At 70.3% G+C, this 20,937-nt stretch carries 22 protein-coding genes; 14 read left to right on the forward strand and 8 right to left on the reverse strand.

Features of this window, described 5'->3' with window-relative positions:
* Window positions 1-108: 108 nt before the first annotated feature.
* Both OG966_RS36350 and OG966_RS36355 read right to left on the reverse strand, forming a co-directional pair.
* Window positions 109-1,392 (reverse strand): SWIM zinc finger family protein, encoded by a 1,284-nt coding sequence (locus tag OG966_RS36350; RefSeq protein ID WP_326654329.1) that lies wholly within the window; start codon window positions 1,390-1,392, stop codon window positions 109-111.
* Window positions 1,389-4,310, reverse strand: a complete 2,922-nt coding sequence (locus tag OG966_RS36355) for a DEAD/DEAH box helicase (protein WP_442806786.1) — start codon at window positions 4,308-4,310, stop codon at window positions 1,389-1,391. Before OG966_RS36355 ends, OG966_RS36350 begins: the two co-directional genes overlap by 4 nt.
* Window positions 4,311-4,576: 266 nt before the next feature.
* On the opposite strand from OG966_RS36355, the gene OG966_RS36360 reads away from it, so the two are divergent.
* From OG966_RS36360 to OG966_RS36370, 3 genes are all read left to right on the forward strand, one after another.
* Entirely contained in the window at window positions 4,577-5,671 is a 1,095-nt protein-coding gene (locus OG966_RS36360) for a fatty acid desaturase family protein (RefSeq protein WP_326654330.1), read from the forward strand.
* 103 nt (window positions 5,672-5,774) lie between these two features.
* Window positions 5,775-5,957, forward strand: a complete 183-nt coding sequence (locus tag OG966_RS36365; RefSeq protein ID WP_108154099.1) for a hypothetical protein — start codon at window positions 5,775-5,777, stop codon at window positions 5,955-5,957.
* A 69-nt stretch (window positions 5,958-6,026) separates the two neighbouring features.
* Window positions 6,027-6,569 (forward strand): MOSC domain-containing protein, encoded by a 543-nt coding sequence (locus OG966_RS36370; RefSeq protein WP_326654332.1) that lies wholly within the window; start codon window positions 6,027-6,029, stop codon window positions 6,567-6,569.
* A 70-nt stretch (window positions 6,570-6,639) separates the two neighbouring features.
* Here the strand turns inward: OG966_RS36370 and OG966_RS36375 are convergent, their stop codons facing one another.
* The 4 genes from OG966_RS36375 to OG966_RS36390 form a co-directional block, all read right to left on the reverse strand.
* Window positions 6,640-7,131 carry an SAM-dependent methyltransferase gene (locus tag OG966_RS36375; protein ID WP_326654333.1) on the reverse strand — a complete coding sequence of 164 codons (492 nt, stop codon included), beginning with the start codon at window positions 7,129-7,131 and terminating at the stop codon, window positions 6,640-6,642.
* A 130-nt stretch (window positions 7,132-7,261) separates the two neighbouring features.
* On the reverse strand, window positions 7,262-8,110 hold the full coding sequence (locus OG966_RS36380) for a hypothetical protein (protein ID WP_326654334.1): 849 nt from the start codon (window positions 8,108-8,110) through the stop codon (window positions 7,262-7,264).
* Window positions 8,111-8,576: 466 nt separating this feature from the next.
* Complete coding sequence (locus OG966_RS36385) at window positions 8,577-8,873, reverse strand: hypothetical protein (protein ID WP_326654335.1); 297 nt, start codon at window positions 8,871-8,873, stop codon at window positions 8,577-8,579.
* A gap of 114 nt (window positions 8,874-8,987) precedes the next feature.
* The gene (locus tag OG966_RS36390; RefSeq protein ID WP_326654337.1) at window positions 8,988-9,518 is read right to left on the reverse strand and encodes a PadR family transcriptional regulator; all 531 of its coding nucleotides are present in this window, start codon (window positions 9,516-9,518) and stop codon (window positions 8,988-8,990) included.
* A gap of 148 nt (window positions 9,519-9,666) precedes the next feature.
* Between OG966_RS36390 and OG966_RS36395 the strand changes: the two genes are divergently transcribed.
* On the forward strand, window positions 9,667-10,473 hold the full coding sequence (locus tag OG966_RS36395) for an alpha/beta fold hydrolase (protein WP_326654338.1): 807 nt from the start codon (window positions 9,667-9,669) through the stop codon (window positions 10,471-10,473).
* A 17-nt stretch (window positions 10,474-10,490) separates the two neighbouring features.
* On the opposite strand, the gene OG966_RS36400 is transcribed toward OG966_RS36395, so the two are convergent.
* A complete protein-coding gene (locus OG966_RS36400) occupies window positions 10,491-11,090 on the reverse strand; it encodes a class I SAM-dependent methyltransferase (protein ID WP_326654339.1) in 600 nt (199 codons plus the stop codon).
* Window positions 11,091-11,240: 150 nt separating this feature from the next.
* Between OG966_RS36400 and OG966_RS36405 the strand changes: the two genes are divergently transcribed.
* The 4 genes from OG966_RS36405 to OG966_RS36420 are packed head-to-tail and all read left to right on the forward strand — an operon-like array spanning window position 11,241 to window position 15,488.
* Complete coding sequence (locus tag OG966_RS36405) at window positions 11,241-12,080, forward strand: MHYT domain-containing protein (RefSeq protein WP_326654340.1); 840 nt, start codon at window positions 11,241-11,243, stop codon at window positions 12,078-12,080.
* 51 nt (window positions 12,081-12,131) lie between these two features.
* On the forward strand, window positions 12,132-14,654 hold the full coding sequence (locus OG966_RS36410) for a sensor histidine kinase (protein WP_326654341.1): 2,523 nt from the start codon (window positions 12,132-12,134) through the stop codon (window positions 14,652-14,654).
* On the forward strand, window positions 14,651-15,073 hold the full coding sequence (locus tag OG966_RS36415) for a roadblock/LC7 domain-containing protein (protein ID WP_326654343.1): 423 nt from the start codon (window positions 14,651-14,653) through the stop codon (window positions 15,071-15,073). The genes OG966_RS36410 and OG966_RS36415 overlap by 4 nt, the downstream gene beginning before the upstream one ends.
* Before the next feature lie 4 nt (window positions 15,074-15,077).
* Entirely contained in the window at window positions 15,078-15,488 is a 411-nt protein-coding gene (locus OG966_RS36420; protein ID WP_326654345.1) for a DUF742 domain-containing protein, read from the forward strand.
* Between the two features lie 93 nt (window positions 15,489-15,581).
* On the opposite strand, the gene OG966_RS36425 is transcribed toward OG966_RS36420, so the two are convergent.
* Complete coding sequence (locus OG966_RS36425; RefSeq protein ID WP_326654346.1) at window positions 15,582-16,103, reverse strand: GNAT family N-acetyltransferase; 522 nt, start codon at window positions 16,101-16,103, stop codon at window positions 15,582-15,584.
* Between the two features lie 286 nt (window positions 16,104-16,389).
* Here OG966_RS36425 and OG966_RS36430 point away from each other — a divergent pair, with 286 nt between their 5' ends.
* The 6 genes from OG966_RS36430 to tdh all read left to right on the forward strand — a co-directional run bounded on the left by OG966_RS36430 (window position 16,390) and on the right by tdh (window position 20,911).
* A complete protein-coding gene (locus OG966_RS36430; protein WP_326654347.1) occupies window positions 16,390-16,995 on the forward strand; it encodes a GTP-binding protein in 606 nt (201 codons plus the stop codon).
* Window positions 16,996-17,080: 85 nt separating this feature from the next.
* Window positions 17,081-17,485, forward strand: coding sequence for a roadblock/LC7 domain-containing protein (locus tag OG966_RS36435; RefSeq protein ID WP_326654348.1), 405 nt, complete (start codon window positions 17,081-17,083; stop codon window positions 17,483-17,485).
* Window positions 17,486-17,605: 120 nt separating this feature from the next.
* The gene (locus tag OG966_RS36440) at window positions 17,606-18,505 is read left to right on the forward strand and encodes a DUF6397 family protein (RefSeq protein ID WP_326654349.1); all 900 of its coding nucleotides are present in this window, start codon (window positions 17,606-17,608) and stop codon (window positions 18,503-18,505) included.
* The gene (locus OG966_RS36445) at window positions 18,502-18,636 is read left to right on the forward strand and encodes a mycothiol transferase (protein ID WP_326655516.1); all 135 of its coding nucleotides are present in this window, start codon (window positions 18,502-18,504) and stop codon (window positions 18,634-18,636) included. Before OG966_RS36440 ends, OG966_RS36445 begins: the two co-directional genes overlap by 4 nt.
* Before the next feature lie 311 nt (window positions 18,637-18,947).
* Window positions 18,948-19,469, forward strand: coding sequence for a response regulator (locus tag OG966_RS36450; RefSeq protein WP_326654350.1), 522 nt, complete (start codon window positions 18,948-18,950; stop codon window positions 19,467-19,469).
* Between the two features lie 413 nt (window positions 19,470-19,882).
* Window positions 19,883-20,911: an L-threonine 3-dehydrogenase gene (gene tdh, locus OG966_RS36455; protein ID WP_326654351.1), complete on the forward strand. Its 1,029-nt coding sequence runs from the start codon at window positions 19,883-19,885 to the stop codon at window positions 20,909-20,911.
* Window positions 20,912-20,937 lie beyond the last annotated feature (26 nt).

The raw sequence follows: 20,937 nt of genomic DNA on the forward strand, positions 1-20,937 counted from the left end.
CCAACAGATCATGTGACAGGGCCAGGCTGAGCGCCCCTCCCGAACGCCATGAGGCGCCCGGATGAACACCGCCTGACACACTGCCAACACATGCGCGGCACGGCCCGTTCAGCCGGTCCCGCCCAGCACGTCCGTCAGCGCCGCAGCCGGATCGTGGTCCGGGGGACCGGCCGGGACCCAGCGGCCGCGCTCCTTGCGGTACGGCCACCAGCGGCCGTCACGGCCCACGCGCAGCTGCGCCTCCTCGCCCACCACCGTCCAGCGGCCCGAGCCGCCCGCCCGCAGTTGCGGCCGCTCCGCCTCCTCCCACGCGTCGGAGAGCTGTGTCCGCGCCCGTGCCACCACTTCGGGCTCCGGCGTCCACCCCTCCTCGAGCACCGAGAGGGCGGCCGTACCGCCGTACCGCCAGGCGCGCACGGCCAGGTCCAGCTCGGCGCGCTGCCGGTCCGTGCCCACGGCGAGACGTCCCGCGATCGCCGGTTCCGGCCCGGCGGCGGCCAGCCGTACCGCATCCTGGTCCAGCGTCAACGTCACCTCCAACGGCTGTTGTTCATGACCGGGTGCGAGAGCCTCGGACAGCATCCGGTGCGCCCGCGCCGCCGCGTTCATGGCCAGGAACTCCAGCGCCGCGGTGTCGATACCGGGCGCCGGAGGAGTCTCCGTGTCCAGCGCGGGCGGCTGCCCGGGCTCGTCGGGCAGTGGCGGAGGAGCCGGCAGCGGCGCCACGACGCTCCGGGTCGCGAACGCCTCGTCGGCCCGCACACCCTCGGGTGTCCGCGCCTGGCCGGCCTCCTGCTCCGGCACGTTCCCGGCCGCCCGCGCCACACTCCGTATCTGCAGCTCGTCAAGGAGACGACGCTCCCCGCGCCCCCGCATCAGCAGCAGCACGAACGGATCCTGGTCAAGGAGACGCGCCACCTGGTAGCAGAGGGCCGTCGTATGCGGGCAGTGGTCCCATGCCTCACAGTCGCACTCGGGCTCCAGGTCGCCGATGCCGGGAAGCAGCTCGACCCCGGCGGCCGCCGCGTCCTCCACCAGATGCGGTGGCATCTCCCGGTCGAGCAGCGCCGCGATATGCCCCGCCCGGTCGACTGCCATGTGCAGGAGACGGTTCCACTCCTCCTCGCTCAGCTCCTGCAGCAGCACATCGCTGCGGTGCGCGGTGCCGTCCCGGTCCCGTACGACGGCGGTGATCCGCCCGGGACGTACCGACACCGCACCGACGGCACCCTCACGCGCGTGCCTGCGGCCCTTCTTCAGCTGCTCGCCGTCGAGCGCCGTGTCCTCCAGGGCCTTGAGCCAAGCCCGGCCCCACCAGGTCTGTGTGAAACCCTGCCCGCGCGCCGGCGGCAGCGCGTCGAACGTGCGCTCCATCTCGTCGCCGCCGCTCATCGCCCGCTCCCTCGCAGCTCCACCAGGTCCGCCAGTTCGGCGTCGGTCAGTTCCGTCAGGGCGGCCTCGCCGGAGCCGAGGACCGCGTCCGCCAACTCCCGTTTGCGCGCAAGCATGTCGGCGATCCGGTCCTCGATGGTGCCCTCCGCGATCAGCCGGTGGACCTGCACGGGACGGTGCTGACCGATGCGGTACGCCCGGTCGGTGGCCTGCGCCTCGACGGCTGGATTCCACCAGCGGTCGTAGTGCACGACATGTTCGGCCCGGGTGAGGTTCAGCCCGGTACCCGCGGCCTTCAACGAGAGCAGGAAGACGGGTACTTCGCCGTCCTGGAAGCGGTTCACCATCGCCTCACGCTCGGCGATCGGCGTGCCGCCGTGCAGGAACTGCGTGCGTACGCCGCGTGCCGCCAGATGCTGCTCGAGCAGCCGCGCCATCTGGACGTACTGGGTGAAGACCAGCACGCTCGCGCCCTCGGCCAGGATGGTGTCCAGGAGTTCGTCCAGCAGCTCAAGTTTGCCGGAGCGGCCCGCTGTCCGCGGCCGCGCTCCCTTCGGGCTCTGCTCCTTCACATACTGCGCCGGGTGGTTGCAGATCTGCTTGAGCGCGGTGAGCAGCTTCACCACCAGACCGCGCCGTTCCATGCCACCGGCCTCCGAGATCGCGGCGAGGGTCTCCCGTACGACCGCCTCGTACAGACCGGTCTGTTCCCCGGTCAGCGAAACAGCCCGGTCGGTCTCGGTCTTGGGCGGCAGCTCGGGCGCGATGCCCGGGTCGGACTTGCGCCGGCGCAGCAGGAACGGCCGTACCAGCGAGGCCAGTCGCCCGGCCGCGGCCGGATCGTTGCCGCCCTCCACCGCCTGCGCATAGCGCGTACGGAAAGTGCCGAGCTTCCCGAGCAGCCCAGGCGTGGTCCAGTCGAGGATCGCCCACAGTTCGGACAGGTTGTTCTCCACCGGCGTGCCGGTGAGCGCGACCCGGGCCTTCGTGCCGATGGTGCGCAGCCGCTTGGCTGTGGCGGAGTACGGATTCTTGACGTGCTGCGCCTCGTCGGCGACGACCATGCCCCAGGACACCTGGCCGAGCCTCTTGGCGTCCACCCGCATCGTGCCGTACGTGGTGAGCACGAACTCCCCGTCCGCCAGGGCGTCGAGATCGCGGGATGCGCCGTGAAAGCGGCGTACCGGAGTGCCGGGCGCGAATCTCTCGATCTCGCGCTGCCAGTTGCCCAGCAGGGACGTCGGGCAGACGACGAGCGTGGGGCCGGCGGCCGATGGGTCGGTCTGCCGGTGCAGATGCAGCGAGATGAGCGTGATCGTCTTGCCGAGTCCCATGTCGTCGGCAAGGCAGCCGCCGAGGCCGAGCGAGGTCATACGGTTCAGCCAGTTGAGGCCGCGCAGCTGGTAGTCGCGCAAGGTCGCGGCGAGCGCCGCGGGCTGTCCGATCTCCTGCTGTCCGCCCTCGGGATCGGCCAGCCGGTCGCGCAGCCGCGCCAGCCATCCGGACGCCTGTACGTCGATGCGGCGGCCGTCGACCTCGGTCGTGCCGGTGAGTACGGCGCCGAGCGCGTCGACCGGAGTCAGTTTGCGGTCCTGGCTCTCGCGTGCGCGCCGAGCCTCCTCCGGATCGATGAGCACCCACTGGTCGCGCAGGCGCACGACTGGGCGGCTCGCCTCGGCGAGCCGGTCCAGCTCCGCCCGGGTGAGCTGCTGATCGCCCAGCGCGAACCACCAGTTGAGGGCGAGCAGAGCGTCCGCCGACAGGAAGGACGGCAGCCCGGAATGGTCCTGCTGCGGAGCCTTGCCCTCTTCCTGTCCGGGCTCCTCGGGCGGGCCGATCACGGCGCGCGCGGTGAGCTTGCGCGCCATCTCCTTCGGCCAGTGCACCTGGACGCCGGTCGCCGCCAGCGCCCGGGCCGCCTCGCCGAGCAGCTCGGTGACCTCCTCGTCGGCGAGCTCGATCGCGTCCGGTACGGCGGCATGGAGCAGTGGAGTAAGCGGCGTCCAGGCGCGGGCGGCGCGGCGCAGCGCGAGCAGGGCGTCCATCCGGGCGCGCGACCCGAAGGCCACATCCGGGTGGCCTGCTCCGGCCCATACCTCGGCGGCGTCGGCGACGAGCGTCGGATCGCCGGCGCGGTGCATCTGCAGGACGGCACGGAAGACGGGCCCCGCGCCCTCCACGTCCGCCTCCGCGAGACCCGGCAGCTCGATGCGCAAGGAGAGCCGTACACCCGCGTCATGGCCCGCGGCGACGTCCGCCGCCCAGGCGCGCCGGCCGGGAAGGTGCTGCGGCTCGCGCGCCGCGAAGGCGGGACCGCCTGCCGCGATCGCGGCCGCGGGCGTGCGCGGCAGACCGTCGGCGACCGCGTCGAGGAAGGCGCGCAGCAGCCGCTCCGGTTCCGGCAGCAGCAGCGGATCAGCTGCCTTGTCCAGCGGCACGCAGTGCGCGGCGGGCGGCATCGCGGCCGCCAGCGTGCGGACCCGCTCCAGGTCCTGGAGTGTCAGCGGTCCGAGCCGCCAGGCGTCGTGATCGGTGGCGGTGAGCCCCGGCAACAGCAGTCCGCGTGCGGCGAGTTGGAGGGCGAGGATGGTCGCCGCGCCCCAGAAGGCCGTCGCCGGGGAGGCGTTCGCCGATGCGCGGGCCCGGGTGAGGACCGGCAACGCGGCCCGTACGGGCAGCAGCAGCGCCGCCACGGTATGCGGACGGGCGTCGTCCGCGACCACGGTGAGCGGCTCGAGGCGGCCCCGGGCGGCCGGGAGTCCATCGCCGCCGGGGCGCCAGAAGGCGATGCGGCCGGCGCGGGCCGGGTCCCCGGGCACGAAGACCGCACGGCAGCCGATGAGTTCATCGAGGTCGGGGAGGAGGTCGGGTTCGGGTTCGGTGGCCGGGGAGAGCGTTGCCGCGGGGAGCGTGTGCACAGCGATGAGGCATTCCTCAAATTTGACTACTGCGGACCGGAGCCGCCGAGGGTACTCCACTCGACGCCGGGGGCGGATGTGGCAGGCCGGTGACCTGGCTCACAGAGGCGACCCGTGGTGTAGCCAGCACCACCACTCGCCACGGGCTGGCCCCAGCCGTGTCCGGGTGGTGGCGCCATGTTCGTCAAGGGTCACTGATACATACGTTTTCTCAGGTCAGCGCAGTGAGCGCAGTCAGCGCACGGCCCAACAGACCGGAGACCGTCATGCCCCAGGCCACCGTCACTCTTGCGGCCCCCGCACCAGCGCCAACAGCCTCCGGCGGCCGCGCGGCGAGTGGCGCAGGGAGCGAATTCGCGCCGCTCCTGCGGACCGTGAAGGAGCAGGGTCTCCTGGAGCGCCGCACCGGCTGGTACGCCCGTGGCATCACCGTGAATCTCCTCGGCATCACCGCCCTGGTCACCGGCATGGCTCTGCTCGGTGGCTCGTGGTGGGTGCTGCTGCTCGCACCACTGCTGGCCGTTCTGTCCGCCCGTACCGCCTTCTTCGGTCATGACGCCGGGCACGCCCAGATCACCGGCGACCGCCGCAAGAGCCGGATCATTCAGCTCATCCACGCCAATCTGCTCCTCGGCATGAGCCAGGAATGGTGGAACGACAAGCACAACCGGCACCACGCCAACCCCAACCACATCGAGAAGGACCCGGACGTCGCGGCCGACATCCTGGTCTTCACACAGAAGCAGGCCAGGGGCCGCGTCGGTTTCCGTGGCTGGCTCACCCGGCACCAGTCCTGGCTGTTCTTCCCGCTCACCACCCTCGAAGGCATCGCCCTGAAGATCTACGGATTCCGCGCCGTCTTCTCCAGGGAGGCAGGTGCCCGTCAGACGACCCGCGAGCGCGCCGTCGAGGGCCTGCTGCTCCTCACCCATGCCGCCGCGTACGTCACCTTGCTGCTGACCACCATGTCCGTGGGCAAGGCCGTCGTCTTCGCGCTCATTCACCAGATGCTTCTCGGCCTCCATCTCGGCATGGCCTTCGCGCCGAACCACAAGGGGATGGAGATGCCCGACGAGGAGAGCGGCCGGCGCTGGGGCCATCTGCGCCGACAGGTCCTCACCTCTCGCAACGTCCGCGGCGGGCCGGTGACGGACTGGTTCCTCGGGGGCCTGAACTACCAGATCGAGCACCACCTCTTCCCGAGCATGCCACGCCCCCACCTGCGGCTCGCCCAGCCGCTGGTGCGCGCCCACTGCCGCTCGCTCGGCATCACCTACACCGAGACCTGTCTCCTCGACTCGTACCGCCAGGCACTGAGTCATATGCGCGAGGTCGGCGAACCGCTGCGCAGCGACGCATAGTGGAACCGTGAGGCGTGCGCGCGCGTTCTCACCGCAGGAGCGGCCACGGCCGCTCGCGCGTTCTCACCGCAGGAGCGGCCACGGCCGCGAAGGAGGCGTCGAGATGTCGACACGTACAAAGATCGTGATTGGTGGAGTGGCCGTAGGCCTGCTCCTGTGGCCGCTGATCGGATTCTGGCTGTCGCTGCTGGTGGTGCTGGGTGTGCCCGCGGTGGCGTATCTGACGCTCGACCCCAGCCAGCGCCGCAGGCTCCGCCGTATCTCCCGCAAGGAGATCGGACGCTGACCCGAAGTCCCCTGACCGTGCCGGGATAGGATCGGAAACGATCACCGGCACGGGAGGGGGCTCCGTTCCATGAGCGCGGCAGTCACGAAGGTCAGCAGCAACGGCGAGTACTCATTCACCAAGCCGAACCGCGGTAGCATCACACTGCTGGCCGGGCTCGGGGTGGAGGGGGACGTTCACGCGGGGGTGACGGTCAAGCACCGCTCCCGGATCGCGCAGGACCCCACCCGGCCGAATCTGCGCCAGGTCCACCTCATCCACCAGGAGCTCTTCGACGAGGTGGCGGCGGCCGGTTTCGAGGTCGGCCCCGGCGACCTCGGCGAGAACATCACCACCAGCGGCATCGATCTTCTCGCGCTGCCCACCGGCACGGTGCTGCGGCTCGGCGAGGAAGCGGTCGTGGAGGTCACCGGCCTGCGCAATCCGTGCCTGCAGATCGACATCTTCCAGGACGGACTGCTCAAGCAGGTCGTCGGCCGTGACGAAGCGGGTGGCATCGTGCTCAAGGCCGGGATCATGGGAATTGTCAGGGCCGGCGGAGTGGTCAGGCCCGGAGACATGATCGCCGTGGAAGTGCCGGACGGACCGCACCGGCCGCTCGAACGGGTCTAGAGCGCGAAGCCGGCAGCGGGTGTACCGGTCGTACGGTCCACGCACTGCCTCCCTCAGCTCATGCAGCCTGTCAGTAGTAGTCGCGCATCAGTTCCACCGACCACTGCGGCTGCACCGTCTCGCCGATCGGGCCGAACTCCGCCATATACGGCTTGATGTCGATGACCGGCGTGCCGTCCACCGCGTCCAGCCCCGTCACCGATACCTCGAGACCGTCGACCTTCACCAGACGGCAGCGTGAAACGCCCAGCCGGTTGGGCCGGTTCTTCCCGCGCTGCGCGAAGATCCCGACCAGCGGCCAGTCCGTATTGCCCCGCGGATGACGGGCGCCCGTCTGGATCTTCTCCGGAGCGACCCGGTCGAAGTGGTACACGATCTCCAGATGCGAGAACTGCTCGAGACCGTACAGCGCCTCCGGCCCGAACTGCGTGCTGTCGAGCCGGATCACCGCGCTCTCCAGCCCCCAGTCGTCGTCCTCCACCGCATCGCGGCCGCCGACGACCCTGCCGATCGCCCGGCATTCGACCAGCCCGTCCTGCCGCTCCACTGCACTGTCCGGCATGCCGCGTCCTCCCCGTAGTCCCGTGAGCCGTCGGCCCGCTCGATCGGGCCGCTGTGAGTATGACGCTCAAGACGAGGGGGAGGGGGGCTCGCGATCCTCCGCGCTGATCGCATGCCGCTGATGGCCGGGCTCAGGCCGGGCGTACGGCGATCTTGTCGAGCGACTCCAGCAGTCCCGGCAGCTGCGGCCCGCGGCCCACCGGCAGCACCTCGCGCGGCTCTTCGTCCAGCAGGACGAACGCGATGTCGTCGGTCCTGGCGACCATGGACCAGCCTGGGCCGTCGGCGCGCAGGGTCCGCGCCCCGCCCGGGGCGAAGCTGGAGCGGACCCGCCCGGCCGGCGGGGCCGAATCCACATAGCCATGAGCCTCCTTCAGCGCCCGCCGCACCCCCTCATGAGTCTCTTTCGGCTCGCCGGCGGGCGGGCCGGACGTCTTCGAGATGTCCGATGTGTCCGCAGTGTCCGAGGCCGTCGGTTTGCCGAACGCCTCGTCGTCGCCGATCTGTTGCCGCCACTCCGCCCACTGGAGCGCGATTTCGTCCGCCCCGAGCCGCCGCTGCGCCGGCCCCCAGGAGTCGGCGTCGGGCGGCGCCAGGGGCGGCCGGTCGCCTTCCTCGGGCGCCGGATCGTGCGGCGCGGGCACGCCCGGCGCGGCGACCGCGACGGCCAGCGGCCACCCGGGCAGCGCGGCGACCACCGTGCGCTCGCCGGGCGACAGGTCGTACTCCATGCCGCAGTCCCAGGACGCGATGGCGACCGCGACGAGCGACACGTCGTCCACGACGACCGTCCACCTGGCTCCGTCGGAGTCCTGGCCGAGCACGAGCCCGTACCCCTCGGCGTACGGCTCGAGGCCCAGCACCGCGCACGCCGCCGGGAAGTCGTCGCCGAGCACGCTCGGGAACTGCGCCGGCGTCAGCAGCACCGCGGTCAGCACATAGAGCGCGTCCTCGTCGACGGCATCGTTCGTCCCGGCCACAGCACCCTCCCCCATCCGATCGTTCGTCGGCGCACCATAACCAGTGGGTAACCCGGACGTCGAGAGTTCACGGCACGAAAATGGTTCGGCCTGTTTCCGCTCCGGGGTCCCAGCATCGCGCCATGGCCGGATCCGCGTCGCACTTCAGCTGCCTGCCTTGCCGTGCTTCCTTCAAGAAGGCGCCCGGCTGTCGCAGGGTCCGCACCGGTCTCTGCCCGCGGTGCGGCGGCCCGCTTCGGAACGCCGGCTCCGCACTCGCCGTTCCGCGCCGCCGGGACATCGCGGGCCGGCGTGCGCTGTCGGCCGTGCTCGGCGCGGGCCCGCGCTTGCGGCAGGGCTGCTGCTGCGGCCCCGGCTATCGGCCGCGAACCCTGCGCGAGGTCAAGGAGCGGCTCGCCCATGCCGAGCGCACGGGCCTGAGCCCGGCAGAGGCCCATCGTCCGCTACGACCTGTCCGGTTGCGACGTCAGGCGGCGGGCAGGCCGAGCAGACTGCGCGCCACGGTCTGCGGAGACTCGTCCCGCTCGCGGGCGAGGGCGATGACCGCGCGGCAGGCCAGTTCGCTGACCCCGAAGGAGAGCGCCTCCGGGGACACCCAGGTCACCGCCTCGTCGACCTGCTCCTGATCGTCCTCCGCGCAGCCGGACACATAGACTGCCGCGGCCTCGAAGATGTTGTGCTGCCGCACCGGAGGTCGTGCGGCCGGCGCTTCGTCCGGGCGGTGTGCAAGGAGCTTGCGGAGCCCACGGAGTCTGCTGAACACCGGACCACCTTTCTCCAGGGCGGCGGTTGCCACCAATCTTTCAAGTCTTGCATCCCTGCCAGGAGTTGGACCTGCGGCGACCAAAGGGGAACGGCCCGTGCCGTGCGCCCGGAGTCAGTGCCCCGGGGCGAGCGAGCGGATCGTGGTCCGCAACCACTTCAGTTCCGCCTCACTGGTGGCGCGGGCGATCGTGAGCATGCCGCGGCGGAACGGATCGTCCAACTCCTCGGCGCGCAGGGGGCGTTCATCCTCGTAGAAGAAGCTGGCCGGCTCCTCCAGGAACTCCAGCCGCCGCCGCAGTACGGCCGCCTGCGCCTCGGCGTCCTCCAGATGCCGCAGGAACGCGAGCAGGGTGAACCACCGGTTCTCATCGGTGATTTCGCTCTGCACGGGCTCTGCGAGCCGGCGCAGCAGCTCACGCCGCCCGTCCTCGGTGAGGCTCAGGACATGGCGGGGCGCGGCGACCGATCCGGGCTGGGTCTCGCGCGCCAGCAGACCTGACTTCTCGAGCCGTTTGATCGCGGGATACAGCGTGCTCTCGGCGACCGGCCGCACGTGGCCGGTCAGCGCGGTGATGCGTTTGCGCAGTTCATAGCCGTGGAGCGGGGTGTCGCAGAGAAAACCGAGGATGGCGAGCTCGAGCATGCCCGCATTCTGCCGCATGTTCGGTGTACCTCGCTATCGCTATACCTCGGTGCCGATGTATGCTGGGTGCGAAGCAGGCGGAGAGCACGACACCGACGCGTTACGGCATCGACGATGCAACGGCGTCGAAGAACAGGGGAGAGTGACAGTGCGACAGGCTCGATTCGACGCGCGGGGCAGCCTCATTCGCTGGACGGAGGCGGCGGGCGAGGGACCGCCGAGGGTGTTTGTGCATGGGCTCGGCGCGGTTTCGTCGGCGTACCACGCGCATATCGCCGCCCACCCGGCACTGGCCGGCCGCCGCTCGCTCTTCGTCGATCTGCCCGGACACGGCCTCAGCGACCGGCCGGCGGACTTCGGCTACACGCTGGAGGACCACGCGGCCGCACTCGCCGCCGCACTCGAGGCGGCCGGTGTGCGCGGCGCGGAGCTCGTCGGGCACAGCATGGGCGGTGCGGTCGCGATCGTGCTCGCGTACCGGCGCCCGGATCTGGTGGCACGGCTGGTGGTCACGGAGGGCAATCTCGACCCGAACCCGCCGGTGACGCCGGGCGGCAGCGGAATCGCCACGTACGGAGAGGAGGAGTTCGTCCGCGGCGGCGGCTTCGCGCGCGTGCTCGAGCGGGTCGGCCCTGTCTGGTCGGCGACCATGCGTCTGGCGGACCCGCTCGCCCTGCACCGCAGTGCGATCGGACTGATGACAGGTACCCGCCCCACGATGCGCCGGATGCTCATGGATCTGCCGCTGGACCGCACATATCTGCAGGGTGCGCGAAGCGGTGAACTCCCCGGCCACGAGGAGCTGGTGGCCTGTGGAGTACGAGTGCTGACCGTCCCGGACGCCGGTCACAACGTCATGTTCGACAACCCGGCGGCATTCGTACGGGCGGTCGCCGGCGGTTCAGTTCTGGCGGACCGCGGTCCCGACGCCTCGGTCCTGATGCCTCAGTCCTGACGGTTCAGTCCTGAGGATCAGCCCTGGCGGACCGCCAGGGCCAGGAAGCGGGCGTCCTCGTCCACGTACGAGGTCATCCGCCATCCCGAACCGGCCAGCAGCGGGCGGAGGCTGGGCTCGGCGCGCAGATCGGCCTCGGTGACCTGCCGGCCCTGGCGGGCGGCCAGCGCCGCCCTGCCGATGGGGTGGAACAGCGCGAGCCTGCCGCCCGGTCGCACGACCCGCGCCAGCTCCCGCAGATTCACATCCGGTTGCGGAAGATGGGCGATGAGGCCGGCAGCGAACACGGCGTCGAGCGATTCGTCGCGCAGCGGCAGCCGGGCCACATCGGCGAGCAGCAGCAGTCCGCTGCTCCGGCGCCCCCCGCGCACCGCTACCTCCAGCATCGCGGGCGTCAGATCGGCACCGATTACCGTGCCCCGCGCTCCCACGGCCGACCGCAGGGGAGCCAGGGCGCGGCCGGTGCCGCAGCCCGCGTCGAGCACTGCGTCGCCGGGGCGCAGCCCCATCTCGGCGACGGCGGCGGTGTAGGCCGGCCCGTCGTCGGGGAAGCGCGCGTCCCAGTCAGCGGCGCGGACGCCGAAGAACTCCTGCACATGTGCGTGGTCGTCGGCCATGAGGACATGATCCCTCAGCGAATGGGCGACCGTACGGCGCACATGTTCGAGCGCTGCACGATCGTTCTGAAACATCTCTCTGTCATATTCCATCAGCTTTCGAAATGCGCCCCCAGCGCGCGCCCCCTTGGGGTCTAGCGTCCCAGAGCCATGGGACATCTGGACCACGCCGCTTTCGGCCTACTGACACCCGTGCTGTCGTACGCGATGGCCGTCGTCGGCGCCGCCCTCGGGCTGCGCTGCACCGTACGAGCGCTCGGCACGAGTGGCCGCTCCCGCCGCAATTGGCTGATCACCGCCGCGTCCGCGATCGGCACCGGCATCTGGACGATGCACTTCGTCGCGATGCTCGGCTTCGCCGTCACCGGCACCGACATCCACTACAACGTGCCACTGACCATCCTCAGTCTGCTCGTCGCCATGCTTGTCGTCGGCGCCGGCGTCTTCTGTGTCGGTTTCGGGCGTGACCGCGTCACGGCACTGCTGATCGGCGGCCTCACCACGGGGCTCGGCGTGGCCAGCATGCACTACCTGGGCATGGCTGCCCTGCGGCTGCACGGCTCGGTGCGCTACGACCCGCTGCTCGTCGCGCTCTCCGTCGTCATCGCCGTGGTCGCTGCGACCGCGGCCCTGTGGGCGGCGCTCAACATCAAGTCACCGGTCGCGGTCGCCGTCGCCTCGCTGGTGATGGGAGCGGCGGTCAGCAGCATGCACTACACCGGAATGCTCGCCGTCAGCGTGCGGGTCGCTCCTTCCGGTGTCGAACTGCCCGGGGCCGCGGCGATGCAGTTCATCTTCCCCCTCGCCGTCGGCCTCGGGTCGTACCTCTTCGTCACCGCCGCCTTCGTGGCGCTCTCCCCGACAGCACGCGAGTACGCCGCCCACAACTCGGACGGGCTGCCGACCGCATCCACAGCCGACCCCGGGCCGGCGACCGAACCCTCGACCACCGCCAGTCCCGCGAGCACCACCACGACCGCCACCGCCTAGCCGGCCCGGCTGCCGCCCCACTCCCAGACCCGTACCCGGAACGAGGAGGCCATGCGCACACCCCGCAGGACTTCGGGCGCCGACACCACGCCCCCGCCCCCACTGCCACCCGCGCCCCCGGCGGCAGCCCGCGGACGACGCGCACACGCCGGCCGGCCCGCCGTCGAACACACCGGACAGGTGCTACCGACCGACGCACCCCAGCCCCCGGCCGACACCGGCGGACGATGGCTGCTGCGACCCGGAACCGTACGCGCGAAGATCATCTCTCTGCTGATGGTGCCCGTCGTCTCGTTGCTCGCGCTCTGGGGATTCGCCACGGTCACCACCGCCCAGGACGTGTCGCGGCTGCGCCGGCTGGAGCACGTCGACACCCAGGTACGGGGACCCGTCGCCGCCGCCGTCGCTGCGCTGCAAGCCGAACGGCGCGCAGCGGTACGCCAGGTGGCGGCACCGGCCGACGAGCGTGCGGCCGCACTCCAGCAGGAAGCCCGGCGCACCGACGGCGCCGTGAAGGAGCTGTATCTCGACGGCGAGCACACCGTCGCCGCAGGCGGCGACATGCCGGCCGCCGTCGCGGGACGCCTCGACGAATTCGTCACCCGTGCCGAGGAACTGCGCACCCTGCGTACGTCCGTCCTCGGCCGCAAGGCCACCTGGGACGCGACATACGAGCAGTACACCGCCGCCATCGCCGCCGCGTTCAACGTCTCGGGCGCACTCACCGGCGTCCAGGACACCGGACCCGGCACCGATGCCCGCGTCCTTCTGGAGTTCGCCCGGGCCGGCGAGATGCTCGCCCGGGAGGACGCACTGCTCACGTCCGCGCAGCTCACCAAGTCCCTCGGCGTTCAGCGGCAGCGGCTGTTCACCGGAGCCGTCTGGACGCGGCGGAGCCTCGCCGAATCGGCTGTCATCGATCTGCGCGGCCCCGAACGCGCCGCCTGGCGAGCCCTTACCGCGCAGAGCCCCTACCGGCAGCTTCAGGCGGCCGAGGACAAGGTGCTCGCCGCGCTCTCAGGCCGTCAGGCGGCACAAATCGTCCCGGCCGAAGCCTGGGACAAGGCGCACTCGGCCGTCGGTGACGGAGTGCGCGCCATCGAGACGGACGCCCGCGACGCCGCTGCGGACCGGTCCGACCCGGTAGCCAACAGCATCCTCACCCCGGCCGGAGCTGCCGTGCTCCTCGGACTCGCCGCCGTCGTCGCCTCCCTGGTCATCTCCGTACGCATCGGCCGTGCCCTCGTCGTGGAACTGATCAGCCTGCGCAACACCGCACTCGGGATCGCCCGGCACAAACTGCCTCAGGCCATGCGCCGGCTGCGCACCGGCGAAGAGATCGACATCCAGGCCGAAGCCCCGTCAGGACGCCCCGCCGAGGACGAGATCGGCCAAGTCGGCGAGGCACTCGCAACCGTCCACCGCGCCGCGCTGAGTGCCGCCGTCGAACGCGCCGAACTTGCCGGCAGCATCTCCGGGGTCTTCGTCAACCTCGCGCGCCGCAGCCAAATCCTGGTCCACCGCCAGCTCGCGCTGCTCGACACCATGGAGCGCCGCGCCGACGATCCGAACGAACTCGGCGACCTCTTCCGCCTCGACCACCTCACCACCCGTATGCGGCGGCACGCCGAGAGCCTGATCATCCTGTCCGGCGCGGCGCCGGGGCGCGCCTGGCGTATGCCTGTCCCCCTGACCAGCGTCGTACGGGCCGCCGTCTCCGAAATCGAGGACTACGCGCGCGTGGAGGTGCGGCAACTGCCCGAGACCGCCATTGCCGGAACGGCCGTCGCCGACGTCACCCATCTGCTCGCCGAACTCGTCGAGAACGCCGCGCAGTTCTCTCCGCCGCACACCAAGGTGCGCATCAGCGGCGAACCCGTCGGCAACGGCTACGTCCTCGAGATCGAGGACCGCGGCCTCGGCATGGGCAAGGAGGTCCTCGCCGAAGCCAACCGCAGACTGGCGGAGTCCGAATCACTCGACCTCTTCGACAGTGACCGGCTCGGCCTCTTCGTCGTCAGCAGGCTCGCCTTCCGCCGGGAGATCAAGGTCCAGCTGCGCACCTCGCCGTACGGCGGTACCACCGCGGTGGTGCTGCTTCCCACCCCGCTGCTGCAGAGCGCCCTCTCGGCCCCGCCGGGCAACCATGGCGACCCGGGCCCCGGTGACGGCACATCCGTGGCCGCGCGCACCGGGCCCGCCGCGCCCATCGGGCCCGCCGCGCGCACCACCGTCACTCCCGTCCCGGCGATGGCGCCCAGACCGGTACTCGAATCGCCTGCCGAGCACCGCGTCCCGCCCGGCGTCACCGCGCTGCGCCTGCGCGGCGCTGCGCCGCAGACCGCGGACGGCGAACTGCCGCGCCGGGTCAGGCAGGCGCACCTCGTCCCGCAACTGCGCGAGGAGCGCAAGGCCGAGGAGGCGCAGGATCTCGCGGCAGGTGCCGACGACAGCCCGCAACGCACCCCCGAACAGGTACGGGACCGCATGACCGCGTACCGCAACGGCTGGACCCGGGGCGGCGGCGCCGCCCCCGGCACGGCCGCCCCCGGCAGCGAAGGAGACGAAGCATGACCGAGCACGAGCCAGCCGCAGTCCGCCACACTTTCGGTGACCTCGACTGGCTGCTGGACGACCTCGTACTGCGGGTCGGCGAAGTCCGCCACGCGGTCGTGCTTTCCAACGACGGCCTACCGGTCGGCGCGTCGACAGCGCTGACCCGCGAGGACGCCGAGCATCTGGCCGCCGTCGCCTCCGGATTCCACAGCCTGGCCAAGGGCGCGGGGCACCATTTCCACGCCGGCGGCGTACGGCAGACGATGGTCGAGATGGACGACGGCTTCCTCTTCGTGGCGGCCGCGGGAGACGGCTCCTGCCTCGCGGTGCTCACCTCTGTCGTCGGAGACATCGGCCTGATCGCCTACGAGATGGCCCGCCTTGTCAAGCGCGTCGGCGAGCATCTGCGCACCCCGCCGCGCATCACCGCGACGTGACGACGTGAATGACGTGACCGACATCGCCGATTTGAGCGGCAGCCAGTGGTACGACGCCGACGCAGGCCCGCTCGTCCGCCCGTACGCGATGACCGGCGGACGGACCAAGCCGGGCCCCGGCAACGTACGGTTCGACCTCATCGCCCTCGTCGATATCGCCGCCGACGCACCCGGGCCGGCCGAGGAGTCTCTCCTCGGGCCCGAGCACCGCGCGCTGCTCACCCTCTGCCGCTGCGAGACCCAGTCCGTCGCGGAACTCGCTGCCGACGCCGATCTGCCCGTCGGTGTCGTACGCGTCCTCCTCGGCGATCTGCTCGAAGCGGGCCATGTCAGGGTCAGCCGTCCCGTACCACCGGCGCAGCTGCCCGACGAGAGGATCCTCAGGGAGGTGATCGACGGCCTGCGGGCTCTCTAGCCGCTGAACCCGCTGAACCTGCTGACCCCCATGAAGCCGCTCCACCCGCTCCAGCCGCTCAAGGCGTCGTGCTCAGCTCCCAGTCCGCCCTGGTCAGCCCGTACTCGACAGCGCCGAGCTCGGAGCCTCGATGATGTCCGCGAAGAAGGTCCGGACGAAGGTGAGCCCCACCTTCTCCATCACGCGGCGCGAACGGGCGTTGACCGTCATCGTGTTCGCGATCACCCGCTCCACGCCGAGTTCGGAGAAGCCCTTATGGATCAGCGCGCGCGAGCCTTCCGTCGCATGGCCGCGGCCCCATGCCGCCGAGCCGAGCCGGTAGCCGAGTTCGACCACCGCACTGCTGTGGTCGTCCAGTGGCCGGAAGACGAACCAGCCCAGAAACTCCTTCGTGGTCCGCTCCTCGGTCGCCCGGAAGACGCGGTTGTCGAGAGACGGACAGTGATGAAGAAACCGCGGCAGCGACTCGGCACGGACCGCTTCCCGCGTCGTCGGCCGGCCTCCGTTGATGAAACGCATGACCTCGGGATCGTTGTCGAGGTCGAGCAGATGGTCCACGTCGGCCTCGCTGAACGGGCGAGGGGCCAGACGCTCGGTCACCAGGAAAGTGGCCATGATCCGATCCTCGGCACCGGGGGCCGCGGCCGCCGGCGAATATCTATCCGTGCCCCGCCGGGACGGGATCGAATTGCGTGCTGATTCGGGCATCGAGTGGACCCCTATCAGTCACAACGCTCTAAATGCGATCCCTTCGCCCGGGACAGGGGCGCGCTTGCCATGCTGATCGCGTACTGGCATGGACCACCGCTTAATTGGCTGACCCGAGACCTCAAAGACCTTTCTGACCTGCGTGCTTCATGGGCGGGCCAGATATCTTGGGCTCACTCTTGAGAGAAGTGACATGGCTTCCGAGAGCTCTGAAAATACTGGCGGGGAGACGACCGACCTCGCGCTGAAAATACTCGTCGCCGGCGGTTTCGGCGTCGGCAAGACCACCCTGGTCGGCGCGGTCAGTGAGATACGTCCTCTGCGTACGGAGGAACAGCTGAGCCAGGCGGGGAGCACGATTGACGACACCGGGGGAGTGGACAAGAAGTCCACCACGACCGTCGCCATGGATTTTGGACGTATCACCATCCGCTCGGGTCTGTCCCTCTACCTGTTCGGGACTCCGGGGCAGGACCGTTTCTGGTTTCTGTGGGACGAGCTTTCCCAGGGAGCGCTGGGAGCCGTCGTCCTCGCGGACACCCGGCGCCTCGTGGACTGCTTCCCGGCCGTCGATTTCTTCGAACACCGCCGGATCCCCTTCGTCGTCGCTGTCAACTGCTTCGCAGGCGCCCGCACCTACGGCGCGCACGAAGTCTCATGCGCTCTCGACCTGGAACGAGGGACTCCTGTGGTGCTCTGCGATGCGCGCGACCGGGACTCGGGAAAGGAGGTGCTCGTACGACTCGTCGAGTACGCAGGGCGGATGCATACGGCCCGGCTGCTGGATTCGGTCGGCTAGTCGCACCTTGCCGTGCCGCCTCTCGTACGAAAGGCTAACGGACAACAGCGGGGTCACGGGGAACGTATGAACGGGGAGGACCAACATGGCGTTGGACAAGGGACTCGACTGGCTTCTGGACGACCTGACCAAGAGGATCGAACACATACGGCACGCACTGGTGCTGTCCAACGACGGCCTGGTGACGGGGGCCAGCACGGGACTGGCGCGGGAGGACGCGGAACACCTCGCCGCGGTCTCTTCCGGTCTGCACTCGCTCGCCCGGGGTTCGGGACGCCATTTCAGGGCCGGCAAGGCACGCCAGACCATGGTCGAGTTCGATGAGGCCCTGCTCTTCGTCACTGCGGCGGGCGACGGAAGCTGCCTGTGCGTACTCAGCTCCGCCGACGCCGACGTCGGCCTGGTGGCATACGAGATGACGCTGATGGTCAACCGGGTCGGCGAGCATCTGGGCGTCGCCGCCAGGCAGCCGGGCAGCGGCACCCGCTGAGCTGCGGGAACCCAAGCTCGACAGCGGCCGGTCCGTGGTTATCCACAGGTCCGGCGGAATGTGCTTGGTTCGGGCTACGGTCGTCACCGAGAGTATTCACACCTCACGGGGGAGACCGTCATGACGGTGAAAGCAGCGGCTGCGCCTGGCCTGGCGCCGGGCCGTGCCCTTCAGGAACTGGATCTGAAGCGCGGCGAGTTCGATCTCGCGATCCAGCTGGGTTACATCCGTACGACACCCGGCCCGAGCGGAGGCCCGCCGAGGATCGAGCAGCGGGAGATCGACCGGCTGCGAGGGAAGGAAGGATTCCCGGGCGCACTGCGGGAGCGGGTTCGGACCGTCGGTACGGTGGAAGGCACGCGGCTCATTTCGATCAGCCCGGCGCGCTTCGCCCGGCTCGCCCGCACGGGCCACTTCACCCCGGTCCGGTTCTATCTGAACCGCTACCGCGCGGTCGTCTGGCTCTATCTGGCGGAAGAGCTCCGCCAGTTCGCCCTCGCCCACCCCGGCCTCCTCAGCGGCAGAACCCCGCCGGCGCTGCGAGCCGTGCTGGACGCGGGTGAGGACCGGCGCGCACGCAACTGGCGGGGGCGGACTCTTGGGCTGCTGCTGCGCAGGACCGCGGATCCGTGGGAGCGTGCGGCAGCGATTGCTTCCGTGCTCGACCCGGTCACGGTGGCCGAGGTGGCGACCGACCCGTACGAACGCTCACATCTGCGCGTGCTCCGGCCCGAACTCGTCCCCGGGCGCCCGGAGTCGCAGGCGGCGCGCGAAGTGGTGGAGCGGCTGCTCCTGGCGGACCATCGGGATGAGATTCTCTGGCACCGGGTGAGCCTGGCCGAGGCGCTGCGGGAGGCGCGAGAGCTCCGCCCCGCTCCGCGCCCCGTCCCCACGACCGAGTCCCGGACGGTCCCGGGGGCCGTCCCGAGGGGCGCGCGGCTGCTGCCGGTGCGCCGGAATCCTTACGGTCGCGCTCTCATGACGCGACTGCGGTTCAGGAAGGCCGGCCCCATGGCCTGACGGCGATTGCGGGCGGTGCGATGCGCTGGGTGCTCATCCACACGCTCGAGGAGACGGCACGGCATGCGGGGCATAAGGACATCGTGCGCGAGCTGATCGACGGCGCCACCGGAGATCCCCCGCGGAGCTGACGCTGTTCGTCCCGGCCCGGTCCCGAGGGCAGCGGCGCGATCCGGCCGGGCGGGTTGGGGCCTCAGTAGCAGGAGGGGATTGGGTGGCTGATGGGGTGACAGATGCGATGACGAAAGCCCGGTTCGGGAGCGTCGGGCCAACAACGGCGCCTCCACGCCGGGTGCTTCGGCGGCCCGAGGCTTCATACTGCCTCTACCCCCGAAGCCCCGCGGGAGCCGAAGGACACGGACGGGGCCGTCCCCGCCGCAGCGTGCGGCGTACGCTGATGTGGCCACCTGACGAGGGAGGCACTAGGGATGCGGGCTGTGTCTTGAAGATCCTTGTGGTGGACGACCGCGAGGACAACCTCTTCGCGATAGAGAGCCTGTTACGCCCTCTGGGGCGTCCGGTGGTACGCGCGCTCAGTGGGGACGAAGCACTGAAGACCGTTCTGCGCGGCGGTATCGCAGTGGTCATCCTCGACGTCGTCATGCCGCAGATGGACGGCTTGGAGGTGCTCGCCTATCTCAAACGACTGGATCACACCAGGAATCTGCCTGTCGTGCTGATGACCGGACTGGGCAGAGACGACGAACTGGCCGCGCGCGCCTACAGCCTCGGCGTCTCCGACCTCCTGGTCAAGCCCGTCGATCCATGGGTGGTGCGTACGAAGGTCAGGGCGCTCGCCGATCTGTACACCGAGAACCAGCGATTGCGCGAGCAGCTCAAAGCCCTGGCCGAGCGCAGGACCGGAACGTCCACGGCTCACCTTCCCGATCTTCTCGACGCGCGCGTTCCGCGTCAGCCGGGCGGCACGGCTGACCACGCCCGGAGCGTCCGCGGGATCGACTGAAGCACACCGCACGGCTCGACAGGCAAGCCGTGCGGGCAGGGGCCAGGTCTCGGCGGAGGGCCGGATCGGCGGACGACCGGATGGGCGATGGGCCTGATCCGCCCGCTCGTGAGCGTGGCCGGTACAGCTGGGCAGCACGGGCCGCGCTCCCCGGATGAGGTGCGACCCGGACCCGGAGCTGATCCAATGGGCGGAGCCGGAGTCCCGAGAACCTTGCACACTGTGCGGTCCCCGTTCGCCGTACACCGTGCTGCTCTCACCCGGCCGACCTGCATGAAGCTCTGCTGTTGGCCCGCTTAAGAAATCCTCGATGGACTCAGCAGTCACAGCTGGGCACATTGGTGCAGGTCCACTGACCGGTGCTGCCGACACTGACTCCGGTCAGTCCCGCAACGATGCCTGGAGCCGCCCCGATGAAGGCACTTGTCAAGCAGCATGCCGAGCCCGGGCTGTGGCTCATGGACGTGCCGGAGCCGGAGACCGGCGCGGGCGATGTGCTGATCAAGGTGCTGCGCACCGGGATCTGCGGCACCGATCTGCACATCAGGTCCTGGGACGGCTGGGCCCAGCAGGCCGTCACCACACCCCGCGTCCTCGGCCACGAGTTCGTCGGCGAAGTGGCCCGCGTCGGTGCGGACGTCGAGGACATCGCTGTCGGCGACGTGGTGAGCGGCGAGGGGCATCTGGTGTGCGGCAAGTGCCGCAACTGTCTCGCCGGCCGTCGCCACCTGTGTCGCAGCACCATCGGCCTCGGCGTCGGCCGCGACGGCGCCTTCGCCGAGTACGTCGCGCTGCCCGCCTCCAATGTGTGGGTGCACCGGACGAAGGTCGATCTGGACATCGCCGCGATCTTCGACCCGTTCGGGAACGCCGTGCACACCGCGCTCTCCTTCCCCCTGGTCGGCGAGGACGTACTGATTACCGGCGCGGGACCGATCGGGATCATGGCCGCCGCCGTCGCCCGGCACGCCGGCGCGCGCAATGTCGTGATCACCGATGTGAGCGAGTCACGGCTCCAGCTGGCCCGCAAGGCCGGCGCCACCCTCGCGCTGAACGTCGCCCAGAGCGATATCGCCGCGGCGCAGCGGCAGCTCGGACTCAAGGAGGGCTTCGACATCGGTCTGGAGATGTCCGGCCGCCCGGAAGCCATGCGGGACATGGTCGACAACATGACCCACGGCGGACGCATCGCGATGCTGGGCCTGCCCGCGCAGGAGTTCGCCGTCGACTGGTCGAAGATCGTCACCTCGATGATCACGATCAAGGGGATCTACGGTCGCGAGATGTTCGAGACCTGGTACGCGATGACCGTTCTGCTCGAGGGCGGACTGGACCTCAGCCCGGTGATCACCGGCAGCTACGGCTACCAGGACTTCGACGCGGCCTTCGACGAGGCCGCCACCGCCCGCAGCGGCAAGATCATCCTCGACTGGACCGTCTGAGCCTTTCGTCCGAGCTTTTCCTAAGG

This window comes from Streptomyces sp. NBC_01750, assembly GCF_035918095.1.
Lineage (GTDB): Bacteria > Actinomycetota > Actinomycetes > Streptomycetales > Streptomycetaceae > Streptomyces.